Source organism: Serratia plymuthica (assembly GCF_018336935.1).
In the GTDB taxonomy this organism is placed as follows: Bacteria; Pseudomonadota; Gammaproteobacteria; order Enterobacterales; family Enterobacteriaceae; genus Serratia; species Serratia plymuthica_B.
This window is the reverse complement of record NZ_CP068771.1, coordinates 3710239-3721411: the sequence shown is the minus strand read 5'-3', so window position 1 is coordinate 3721411 and position 11173 is coordinate 3710239. Positions and strand designations below refer to the sequence as shown.

General features: G+C 53.9%; 9 protein-coding genes and 1 pseudogene. 7 read left to right on the top strand and 3 right to left on the bottom strand.

What is annotated here, in order from left to right:
• Window positions 1–211: 211 nt before the first annotated feature.
• Window positions 212–847, bottom strand: a complete 636-nt coding sequence (locus JK621_RS17345) for a TetR/AcrR family transcriptional regulator (RefSeq protein WP_212560224.1) — start codon at window positions 845–847, stop codon at window positions 212–214.
• Window positions 848–1164: 317 nt separating this feature from the next.
• Between JK621_RS17345 and JK621_RS17340 the strand changes: the two genes are divergently transcribed.
• Together JK621_RS17340 and JK621_RS17335 are read left to right on the top strand one after the other, a co-directional pair.
• Window positions 1165–2382 (top strand): Tm-1-like ATP-binding domain-containing protein, encoded by a 1218-nt coding sequence (locus JK621_RS17340; protein ID WP_212556980.1) that lies wholly within the window; start codon window positions 1165–1167, stop codon window positions 2380–2382.
• Between the two features lie 12 nt (window positions 2383–2394).
• Window positions 2395–3228 (top strand): phosphoenolpyruvate hydrolase family protein, encoded by an 834-nt coding sequence (locus JK621_RS17335; protein WP_212556979.1) that lies wholly within the window; start codon window positions 2395–2397, stop codon window positions 3226–3228.
• A 128-nt stretch (window positions 3229–3356) separates the two neighbouring features.
• On the opposite strand, the gene spy is transcribed toward JK621_RS17335, so the two are convergent.
• Window positions 3357–3851, bottom strand: coding sequence for an ATP-independent periplasmic protein-refolding chaperone Spy (spy, locus tag JK621_RS17330; protein ID WP_212556978.1), 495 nt, complete (start codon window positions 3849–3851; stop codon window positions 3357–3359).
• A gap of 556 nt (window positions 3852–4407) precedes the next feature.
• Here spy and pdeR point away from each other — a divergent pair.
• Window positions 4408–6402, top strand: a complete 1995-nt coding sequence (pdeR, locus tag JK621_RS17325) for a cyclic di-GMP phosphodiesterase (protein ID WP_212556977.1) — start codon at window positions 4408–4410, stop codon at window positions 6400–6402.
• A 16-nt stretch (window positions 6403–6418) separates the two neighbouring features.
• On the opposite strand, the gene JK621_RS17320 is transcribed toward pdeR, so the two are convergent.
• Window positions 6419–7285 (bottom strand): crotonase/enoyl-CoA hydratase family protein, encoded by an 867-nt coding sequence (locus JK621_RS17320; protein WP_006328758.1) that lies wholly within the window; start codon window positions 7283–7285, stop codon window positions 6419–6421.
• Between the two features lie 94 nt (window positions 7286–7379).
• Here JK621_RS17320 and JK621_RS17315 point away from each other — a divergent pair, with 94 nt between their 5' ends.
• The 4 genes and pseudogenes from JK621_RS17315 to JK621_RS17300 all read left to right on the top strand — a co-directional run.
• Complete coding sequence (locus JK621_RS17315) at window positions 7380–7619, top strand: hypothetical protein (protein ID WP_212556976.1); 240 nt, start codon at window positions 7380–7382, stop codon at window positions 7617–7619.
• Window positions 7620–7623: 4 nt separating this feature from the next.
• A complete protein-coding gene (gene yhjD, locus JK621_RS17310; RefSeq protein ID WP_212556975.1) occupies window positions 7624–8643 on the top strand; it encodes an inner membrane protein YhjD in 1020 nt (339 codons plus the stop codon).
• A 328-nt stretch (window positions 8644–8971) separates the two neighbouring features.
• The gene (locus tag JK621_RS17305; RefSeq protein WP_212556974.1) at window positions 8972–10294 is read left to right on the top strand and encodes an MFS transporter; all 1323 of its coding nucleotides are present in this window, start codon (window positions 8972–8974) and stop codon (window positions 10292–10294) included.
• Window positions 10295–10386: 92 nt separating this feature from the next.
• Window positions 10387–11166 (top strand): annotated as a pseudogene (locus JK621_RS17300) (CDP-diacylglycerol diphosphatase); the annotation flags it as partial.
• Between the last annotated feature and the right edge of the window lie 7 nt (window positions 11167–11173).

Genomic DNA, 11173 nt, shown 5'->3' with positions numbered 1-11173 from the left:
CGGAGAGAGCGTTTTAATTACCGCGGATAAAAACATAACTCAATGATAAACATTGACAATATAAAAACAAAAAGGCCAAGGGCTATTTTCCCTCAGGCCTATCAAAAAAGCTTACCTGCCTCTTCTTATCATTTTAAATTATAAGAACTGCCAATATTTACTCAGTGAAATGTGCTGGTTTTGACAGAGGAAAGCGTTGAAAATTGGATTATCATGCTAAGGGTTTTCTGCTGTTCATCGCATCTTCTTCGGCCTGCCGAATAATGGCCTTCGCCATCCACTGCGTCACATCCTGAATGCCGCCGAGATCCAAACCCCAAATATCTTTCAGTACCAGAAAAACTTCCGAACCATAAATCAGTGAAAAAGAATGAATCACCCTCTGTAACGCCTCTGGCGGCAGTTTATCCTGCAGCGGTTCTACCGCCAACTTCAGCAGACGTTTGCGGTTGCCGCGTACCAGCTTTTCTATCGGCTTAATGGTACTGGAACGCGCCTCGGCCCATTGCTGGAGCGAAAGTTGCAATGCAGCACGCAAAGCGCCCTCATGTTGCTCCATTTGTGGATAAGCAAAACTCAGTAATTGTTGAATGCGCACCCGCGCGTCATCGTCTGTTGGTTGCCACTCTAGAATAGGCCCCAAACCCTCCGCAACCACGGCAGCGACTAACACACTCTGCGTAGGGAAATAGCGATAAGCCGTAGCACGCGAAACCTGCGCATGCAGGGCCAGTTCGGTAATTGAGGGAAAAGTCCCACCGTCAAACAACACCATTGCACTGTCAAGTAACAGCTTGCGGGTTCTTGCACGAGTATGGGTCAGATTTGGGGATACATTTAAGGGCACGGCGACCTCTTTCACCAAGATAACGCTTGCCAGAACAATAGCTCAGGCGAATAAACACCACTGTAACAAACTTGGCTAACGCTGCGCCACGCATGAAAAGGCGTTAATTTTTCCTTTCTTTCATCATATAAGACGCCAGTCTCATTTTTGTGCGCAAACCTCTTGCATAAATGATACAGCCGTCTCATTATGATGATGAATTCACCGACTACGCTCAGTAACATTAGTCAACACCAGGGATTCAATTGAGTTAACTTATTAAATTATAATTAATATAGCGTGGCGGCCATCCGAATCTATCATTCAGGAACAGGCTAATGAACAGTAATCAGAGGATGATCTATATCGCAACAACGGCGGATACGAAAGGGCGAGAATTGGCCTATGTCCGCAGCCTTATCGCCGATATCGGGTTACCCACGCTAACCATTGATTTATCCACCCATCACGTTCCGGCCTGCTACCCTGCCGATATTTCTGCCGCTACCGTCGCCAGCTACCACCCAGAAGGCGAAAACGCGGTATTCTGCGGGGATCGCGGTAAAGCGATTGCCGCCATGTCCATCGCTTTTGAGCGGTTTATGCTTTCGCGTCAGGATGTTGCGGCCTTACTTGGCCTCGGCGGTTCCGGCGGTACTGCATTGATTACACCCGCCATGCAGCAATTACCCATTGGCCTGCCAAAGCTAATGGTTTCGACCATGGCATCCGGTGATACCTCCAACTATGTGGGCGCCAGTGATATTAGCATGCTGTACTCGGTTACAGACGTAGCCGGTCTCAACCGCATTTCCCGTATCGTTTTAGGAAATGCCGCCCATCAAATCGCCGGTGCCGTTCGCTTTGCCACTCCGGCAGATACCGACAGTAAACCTGCTGTTGGGCTTACCATGTTTGGTGTCACTACTCCTTGTATTCAGGAGGTGACAGCTGCAATTGAAAAGGAATGGGATTGTCTGGTATTCCATGCAACCGGCAGCGGCGGCAGGGCGATGGAAAAGCTGGTTGATAACCACCTGTTAAATGGCGTACTCGATTTAACTACTACTGAAGTCTGCGACTACCTGTTTGGTGGCGTGCTGGCCTGTAACGAAGATCGCTTCAATGCGATAGCCCATACTGGCATTCCTTGTGTCATGTCTTGCGGCGCCCTGGATATGATTAACTTTGGCCACCCAGACACCATCCCCGCTCGTTATGCTGAGCGTCAGTTCTATAACCATAATGCCCAAGTGACTCTGATGCGGACTACGCCAGAAGAAAATACCCAAATGGGCCGTTGGATTGGTGAAAAGCTGAATGCGTGTACCGGGGAGGTTCGCTTCCTGATCCCTGAAGGTGGCGTTTCCGCTCTCGATTCCCCTGGGCACGCATTCTGGGATCCTGAAGCTTTGGCAGCCTTCGTCAACGCGCTGGAAATGACATGGCGACCCACGCAAAAACACCGTCTGATCAAAACCCCTTATAACATCAACGATCCCCGCTTTGCCGACATCGCCGTGCAACAGTTTAGGGAGATATCTCGTACTTATTGATTGGAGTTAAAAATGGCCAAACATACCCGACAGGAGCTACTTACTAAATTCAGGGAAATGATTGCCCGCCGTGAACCTATCATTGGCGGAGGTGCCGGCACCGGGCTCTCAGCCAAATGCGAAGAGGCCGGCGGTATCGATCTGATTGTCATTTATAACTCAGGCCGCTATCGCATGGCGGGTCGAGGCTCCCTGGCCGGTCTGCTGGCTTATGGCAACGCAAACGAGATCGTCATGGATATGGCCAAAGAAGTTTTGCCCGTAGTCAAAAAAACACCTGTTTTAGCCGGGGTTAATGGTACGGATCCTTTCTGCCATTTTGACAAGTTTCTTGATGAGATTAAGAACACGGGCTTCGCCGGGGTGCAGAACTTTCCAACGGTGGGTCTTATTGACGGCAACTTCCGCGCCAACCTGGAGGAAACCGGCATGGGATATGCGCTGGAGGTGGACATGATTCGTCTGGCTCATGAAAAAGATCTGCTGACCACACCTTATGTTTTCAATACACAAGATGCGGTAGCAATGACTGAGGCAGGTGCCGATATCATAGTGCCGCACATGGGGCTGACTACCGGCGGCAGTATTGGCGCAGCAACGGCTCTGACCCTGGCCGATTGCGTCCCGCTGATTAACGATTGGGCCCAGGCTGCCAAACGGATCCGCGAAGACGTGATCGTCCTTTGTCATGGGGGTCCAATAGCCACGCCTGAAGATGCCTCATATATCATGCGGCACTGCCCTTTGGTGGATGGTTTCTACGGTGCCAGTTCCATGGAACGTCTGCCTACTGAACTAGCGTTAACCGAAACCACTCGTCAATTTAAAAAAATTAACCGGGATTGACAGGAAACTCACTCACTCGCACGCAATACCAAGGGAAACCCGTTGTTTAACGGGAAGGTAAGTTGAAGTGAGATAAGCAAAAGGGCCAGATGAATAATCTGGCCCTTTTTATTTACCCCATGACGTTATTACTGTTCGGTCGTCATTTTCGATTTCATTTTATTCATGTGGTCCATCATTTTTTGTTCGCGTTTCTGATAATTCTCATTGTATTGTTTTTTCTGCTCAGGGGTCAGCAGGTTATACATTTTATTTTCCGCTTTTGCGCGTTCCAGCATATGTTCGGACTGCGCTTTGCTGATGGCATCAATTTGGGATTTCGCTTTTGCTTCATCGAAGCTGTCGCTCGCCACCAGGTTATGCAACGCCTGACGCTCCTCTTTTACGCCCGCGCCGCGATTCTGATGCGATTCTTTCATGATGTCGCGCATTTGCTGGCGCTGCTGTTCGGTCAGGTTCAGGCCGGCGAATGGCCCACCTTTACCTTCGCCTTTATGGTGCATCATTTTCATCGGTGCGGCATCGGTCGTAGCCGGTGCCGCCGTAGTGTCGGCAGCGAAGGCCATGGAAGCAGAGCCCAGCGCCAGAGTAGAAGCTACAAATAAAGCGGTCAGTTTACGCATAATCATTTCCTTAAAATTATTCTTCATCAGGAGCGCTGTATGTGAACAGGCTCTTCTTTCGTTCGTCGGAGATAATAGTAGGCCGTTAAACCTAGAGTAATGCGATGCTGTGTAAATTTTTTAAAACCCCAAACAGGTTTATTCGACAACTTTGAGTAAATTATGAAGAAAGCGTCTATTGTCCGGAAATTTTGATTGCCTGAGGAAATTAAAATTCCCCCCAATGGGGTTATTCCTGCCGTACGCCCCCTTTATTATAATTTATCCTCATCCGCTGCAACCGCCCTTCAACAATATGGTGGTACCCAATGCGCAGAAATCGTACACATTTCCCGTGACTGAAGATTTTTCTCTTACACTCAAAGCAAGCGGCGGCAACGGGACATTTACACAGCAAAACTAATTATTGCTTATATAATAGTTTCATCACCCATGCCCGCCTGTGAAAAACGTGTTATATGATGGAGATACGTGCACTGCGGCCGCTACCGAGCCTGAAAACTGCTGCTACGCTCATTGCGGAGACCTGGCTGTCGTGCCCTTTTGAGGAATCATCATGTTCGCAGACCAAGGTCCTATGCTTCTTAACGCCCATTTTGGCACCAACAGCCCCTACTGGCGGCTGGCGTTCGACAGCAATGCCCTGGAGCTGTCCGCTGTCAAAGGCAAAGCTCATATGGCCGTGGCGCTCAGCGCCATGCAGGCGGCAAAAATCCGGCGCCTGAGCGGCATTACCGCGAGTCTGGATATCTCAATTACGCTGGTCGGCGAGCCAATCCATCTGCACCTGGTGGGCCGCCGGATCAACAAGCTGGAATGGGCCGGCACCGCCTCCGCCTTCAGCGACACCAAGTCGGTCGCCCGCGATCTGGTGCATGGGCTTTCCTTTGCCGAGCAGGTGGTGTCGGAAGCCAATTCGGTGATTGTAATTGTCGACCAGCATGGCCGCATCCAGCGTTTCAACCGCCTGAGCGAAGAATATACCGGCCTGCATGAACATGATGTCATAGGCAAAAACGTCTTTCAGCTGTTTATGAGCCCGGAAGAAGCGGCGGCATCGCGGCGAAATATCGCCGGTTTTTTCCGCAATGGCTCGTCCTACGAGGTGGAGCGCTGGGTCAAAACGGTAAAAGGCGAGCGGCTGTTCTTGTTCCGCAACAAATTCGTCCATAGCGGCAGCGGAAAAAACGAAGTCTTCCTGATTTGCTCCGGCACCGACATCACTGAAGAACGCCGTGCCCAGGAACGCCTGCGGGTGCTGGCCAATACCGATATCATCACCGGCTTGCCCAATCGCAACGCCATTCAGGACAAAATTATCCAGGCCATTGCGGCGCGTGGTGACAGCAACGTTGGATTGGTGTACCTCGATCTCGATAATTTCAAAAAGGTGAACGATGCCTACGGGCATATGTTCGGCGATCGCTTGCTGGTGGAAGTATCGCTGGCGGTGCTCGGCTGTCTGGAACCCGATCAGGTTCTGGCCCGTCTCGGGGGCGACGAATTCCTGGTGCTGGCGCAACAGGCCAATCGCGAGCAGTTGCAACAGCTGGCCCAGCGTATTATCGACCGGTTGAAAACTCCCTTCCGCATCGGCCTTATCGAAGTCTATACCGGCTGTTCGATTGGTATCGCGCTGTGTCCGGAACACGGTAGCGATCTCGACGGCCTGATCCGTAGCGCCGACACCGCCATGTACGTGGCCAAAGAGCACGGCAAACGTACCTTTACCGTGTTCTCGCCGGAAATGAACAAGCGAGTCGCGGAATATATGTGGCTGGACACCAACCTGCGCAAGGGTCTGGAACAGAATCAACTGGTGGTTTATTACCAACCGAAAATCGATGCGCTCAGTGGTACGGTGCGCAGCGTGGAAGCCCTGGTGCGTTGGAACTCGCCCGAACGCGGCCTGATCCCGCCATTGCAGTTCATCTCTTACGCTGAAGAGTCCGGGCTGATTGGCCCGCTCGGCCGGTGGGTGCTGCAAACCGCGGCCAAACAGGCCGCCCAATGGCAACGGCAGGGGCTGGCGCTGCGGGTTGCCGTAAATCTTTCCGCACGTCAGTTGGTCGATGATTCCATCGTGGGGGATCTGATCAACGTGCTGCAGCACAACCAGTTAGCGCCATGCCTGCTGGACTTCGAACTGACGGAAAGCAGCCTGATTGAGGATGAGAAACGTGCGCGCGCGGTCATCACCCGGCTGCGCGAATTGGGCGCGCAGGTTCATCTTGACGACTTCGGCACCGGTTATTCCTCGCTGGCGCAGCTGGCGCGTATCCCGCTGGACGCGATTAAGCTGGATAAGAGCTTTGTGCGCGGCGTGAATTTCAATCCGGTTTCACAGTCGCTGGTGCGCGCTATCGTTGCGGCGGCCGAGGCGCTGAAATTCAGAGTGATCGCCGAAGGCGTCGAGACAGAAAGCGAGAACAGGTTCCTGGATGAGGTTGGCGTGGACGAAAAACAGGGGTTCCTGTTTGCGCGGCCAATGCTCCCGGAACAGCTGGAACATTGGCTGCAGTCTTATTGCCCGCCACCGCCCTCAGCGTAATGCGGGCAGGTTTACATTAGCCGGCACGTCGCAGGTTCAGCGTATGGCGATCCTGCAGCATAACCAGACGTTCAATATAGGCGCGGTCTTTCTCCTCGATGGTGAAAGCCGAATGCACCCAATCTTCGGTAATATCCATCAACTCGGAACGCGTAAGTTGCAATACCCGCTGGCGGGCACGCAACATGGCACGCATGCCGTTCAGCTTGGGCCGGATGGTGTCGATAAAGGTGCGGGTGGCTATATAGGCGTCGCCGGGCTGGAAAAGTTGATCGACCAGACCACGACTTTCAAACCATTCGGCTGTGTGCGACTCGCCGCTCCAGATAAGCTCCTCCGCCAAACGCATGCCCGCCTTGCGCGCCACCAGCGAATAGCCGCCCATACCCGGGAACAGATTGAAGGCAATTTCCGGGAAACCCATGCGCGCATTGTTCTGCGCCAGAACGAAATGGTGCGCCAGCGCCGCCTCAAATCCCCCGCCCAGCGCGCTGCCCTCCACCATGGCTATGCTGACCGCTCCGGTATCGAACCCGCGCGCCGCCGCGTGCACACAGTCAATGCAGGCACGCGCGTAAGCCATCATCGCTTCACGTTTGCGGTTTTTAATCGCTTCGGCGAAGAACTGCAGATCGCCGCCGACGTTGAACATGTTCGGCACCAACGAGCCGGTCACCCAAAAATCAAACTGCAGCGACGACTCTTTTGCCGCCTGCGCCAGCGTCATGATGTCTTCGATCAGCGCCTGATTGAAGCAAGGGCGCGGCTCGGCGCGCAGCAGCATCCACATGATGTGCCGCTCTTCCTCATAGTAGGCGGAAATCTGTGTCAAAGTGCCCGCTTCGGTAAACGGACGACAGGTGGGATGATTAAGTAATTTCATATGACCTTCCATTTTATCTATTGATAACAGGTGAAACCGTTCCAGCCCCTACGGCTGCAGCAACGCCGCGATCGGTAAACCGCGGCGCCACCCCATGAGTAAACGCTTTCTTGGTGATGAAATAGATAAAAATTGGCGGCCGGTGAATGAAAAAACCGCGCAGGAAGGCAGCCGATATAAGAATTTTACCTATCGGCGATCAATAAGATTTCGCCCGGCAGGGCAACGCGATAAGCTCACAAATTACCCGGTTGCCGCTCCCGGCGGCCAATCGGCGGGCATTTTGGCTATAATCAAGGCTGAGACAGCCTATTTATCGTTAAGGAAATCGTGACGTAATGCCTACAGGATCAGATAAAGAACCCCGTCAGCCCCACAGTGAAACGCCGCAAAAGCCGCTGATCGCCATCAAAACCGGCAACGGGAAAATTGACCGGCACATTTCCGGTTTTTCACGTCTGGTTGAGCGCATCAAAGCCTGGCCAAGCATCGCTCATCTGCTGCGCGCCGCCGAACGCTTTAACGATCGTCTGGGCAGCCAGTTTGGCGCCGCCATCACCTACTTTTCGTTTCTCTCGCTGATCCCGATTCTGATGGTATCGTTCGCCGCCGTCGGTTTTGTGCTGGCGTCCAATCCTGACCTGCTGGCCGGGTTGATCAATAAAATTGTCGGCAGCATCAGCGATCCCACGCTGGCCAGCACGCTGAAAAATACCGTTAATACCGCCATTCAACAGCGCACCACCGTGGGGCTGACCGGCCTGGCGCTGGCGCTGTATTCGGGGATCAGTTGGATGGGCAACCTGCGTGAGGCGATCCGGGCGCAGTCGCGCGACGTGTGGGAACGTAATCCGCAGGATCAGGAAAAGCTCTATTTCAAATATACCCGCGACTTTATCTCGCTGACCGGCCTGGTGGCGGCGCTGATTATTACCCTGACGCTGACCTCCATCGCCGGTTCAGCGCAGGCGGCAATCGTCAGCGCGTTAGGCCTGGAAGGAATAGAATGGCTGCGGCCTGCGATGACGCTGATTGCGCTGTCGATATCCATTTTCGCCAACTACCTGCTGTTCTTGTGGATCTTCTGGATGCTGCCTCGTCACAAGCCGAAGAAAAAGGCGCTGCTGCGCGGGACGCTGCTCGCCGCCATCGGTTTCGAGGTGATTAAGTTCGTGATGACCATGACATTGCCGCAAGTGGCCAAATCCCCTTCCGGCGCCGCCTTTGGCTCAGTGATTGGGCTGATGGCGTTCTTCTATTTCTTCGCCCGCCTGACGCTGTTCTGCGCCGCCTGGATCGCCACCGCGCAGTATAAAGAGGATAAAACCCAGCCGGCGTCCGGGCAGCCTGCCCCCTGAAGCAATGCAATCATACCGGCCACCACTCGCTGGCCGGTTTTTTATGTTGCTATAGACGCAAAATACCAGCACATACAACTAAAACAAAACCTTCCGCTCCGGCAAAACCAGCATAACAAACTACCGGCTAACTTTTCTTTCCGATTTTTACAGCAATTAAATCCGTATATTATTCATTTTGCAACGTTAAAACCTACAGAGAAACGCAGCGTTGAAACATCATACTTTTTAACCGGTTAATGGCGGTATTGTACAAAGTATCATCATTGAAAAGGCATTTTGCTATGACTAAGATGGATTTTTACAAATTCAAAAAATAAGAAACACTATGCAAGCATCCATCGCACCAACTCTGAACGCCGACGAGGCGCCAACACCAATAAACTCACGCGGAAAAGTGATTGTCGCCTCGCTGGTCGGTACCGCCATCGAGTTTTTCGACTTCTATATTTACGCCACCGCTGCGGTGATCGTATTCCCGCATATCTTCTTCCCACAGGGTGACCCGACCACTGCCACGCTGCAATCGCTGGCCACCTTCGCCGTCGCCTTTGTCGCGCGCCCGATTGGCTCTGCGCTGTTTGGCCACTTCGGCGATCGCGTGGGCCGCAAAGTGACGCTGGTCGCCTCGTTGCTCACCATGGGGATTTCTACCGTGCTGATCGGCCTGCTGCCGAGCTACGAAACCATTGGCATCTTTGCCCCCATCCTGCTGGCACTGGCACGTTTTGGCCAGGGGCTGGGTCTGGGTGGGGAATGGGGCGGCGCGGCCTTGCTGGCCACCGAGAATGCACCCGCTAAAAAGCGCGCGCTGTACGGCTCGTTCCCGCAGTTGGGTGCGCCTATCGGCTTCTTCTTCGCCAACGGCACTTTCCTGCTGCTCTCCTGGCTGCTGACCGACCAGCAATTTATGCAATGGGGCTGGCGCGTGCCGTTTATCCTGTCTGCCGTGCTGGTGCTGATCGGCCTGTACGTCCGCGTATCGCTGCATGAAACCCCGGTGTTCGCCAAGGTGGCGAAAGCCGGCAAACAGGTGAAAATTCCGCTCGGCACGCTGCTGAGCAAGCATTGGAAGGCAACCATCCTCGGTACCTTCATCATGCTGGCGACCTATACCCTGTTTTACCTGATGACGGTTTACTCGATGACCTACGGCACCACGGCTCAGCCGCTGGGGCTGGGCTACTCACGCAATACCTTCCTGTGGATGCTGATGGTGGCGGTGATCGGTTTTGGCGTGATGGTGCCGATTGCCGGCCTGTTGGCGGATGCCTTTGGCCGCCGCAAGACCATGATCGCCATTACCCTGATGATGATCGCTTTCGCCTTCCTGTTCCCGAGCCTGTTGGGCTCCGGTAACCAGGCGCTGGTGATGGGCTTCCTGCTGTGCGGTCTGAGCATCATGGGCCTGACCTTCGGCCCGATGGGCGCGCTGCTGCCGGAGCTGTTCCCGACAGAGGTGCGCTATACCGGCGCATCGTTCTCCTACAACGTGGCATCCATCCTCGGGGCTGCGGTGGCGCCTTATATCGCCACCTGGCTGGCAACCCACTACGGCCTGTTCTACGTCGGTCTGTATCTGGCCGCCATGGCCGGCCTCACGCTGATCGCCTTGTTGCTGATGAAAGAAACCCGAGATAAATCGCTGTAATCCTGCTTCTGCGGCCCCGTCATACGGGCCGCACTTCCCGTACTGTCACCTGTCATAAAACCAGACTATGCTGAACGCTTCTCTTTTTACGGAAACGGAAATCAATCATGTCTCTGCGCCGCAGGCTATTTTTGTACGTTGCCCCGTTGGTGATGGTCGCCATTGCGATTACTGCTGCGCTCTGGATATGGGTAAAGCCTCCCCAATCGAGCGCGCTGTGGCGTATCGTCAGCCAACAGTGTTTGCCCAACCAGCAGGCGCATAACAATCCGGCACCTTGTGCGCAGGTTGACACCCAGGGCGGCTTTGTGGTGTTCAAAGACCGTAACGGGCCACTACAGTATCTGCTGATGCCAAGCACCAGAATCACCGGTATTGAAAGCCCGACGGTGCTGGAAGCCACCACCCCGAACTTCTTTGCGCAAGCCTGGCAGGCGCGGCACTTTATGGCCGATAAATATGGCAAGGCGATCGACGACGCAGATATTTCGCTGGCGATTAATTCAGAATATGGCCGCAGCCAGAATCAGTTGCACATTCATATTTCCTGCCTGCTGCCGGCGGTAAAAACGCGGCTGGCGCAGTTTGCGGCGGATTATACCGAACAGTGGCAACCGCTGCCCGGCGGCCTGCTGGGCCATGACTATCTGGCGCGCCGGGTCGCGCCTGAAGAATTGGCCAGACAGGGCGCTTTTCGCCTGTTGGCCAAGGGTATCCCGCGCGCCCAAGACCGCATGGGCAGCTTTGGCCTGGCGATGACCGCACTTCCGGGCGGCGACTTCCTGCTGCTGGCCACCGAACGCAGCCTGCTGCCCTTCACGCTGGCCTCGGCAGAAGAGATTCAGGATCACGATTGCCAGGTGTTGAATTAAAAATGGC

Coding starts and splice junctions, on each gene's coding strand:
- JK621_RS17340 (WP_212556980.1), top strand. CDS start 1,165: ATGAACAGTAATCAGAGGATGATCTATATCGCAACAACGGCGGATACG.
- JK621_RS17305 (WP_212556974.1), top strand. CDS start 8,972: ATGCAAGCATCCATCGCACCAACTCTGAACGCCGACGAGGCGCCAACA.
- JK621_RS17335 (WP_212556979.1), top strand. CDS start 2,395: ATGGCCAAACATACCCGACAGGAGCTACTTACTAAATTCAGGGAAATG.
- yhjD (WP_212556975.1), top strand. CDS start 7,624: ATGCCTACAGGATCAGATAAAGAACCCCGTCAGCCCCACAGTGAAACG.
- pdeR (WP_212556977.1), top strand. CDS start 4,408: ATGTTCGCAGACCAAGGTCCTATGCTTCTTAACGCCCATTTTGGCACC.
- JK621_RS17320 (WP_006328758.1), bottom strand. CDS start 7,285: ATGAAATTACTTAATCATCCCACCTGTCGTCCGTTTACCGAAGCGGGC.
- JK621_RS17315 (WP_212556976.1), top strand. CDS start 7,380: ATGAGTAAACGCTTTCTTGGTGATGAAATAGATAAAAATTGGCGGCCG.
- spy (WP_212556978.1), bottom strand. CDS start 3,851: ATGCGTAAACTGACCGCTTTATTTGTAGCTTCTACTCTGGCGCTGGGC.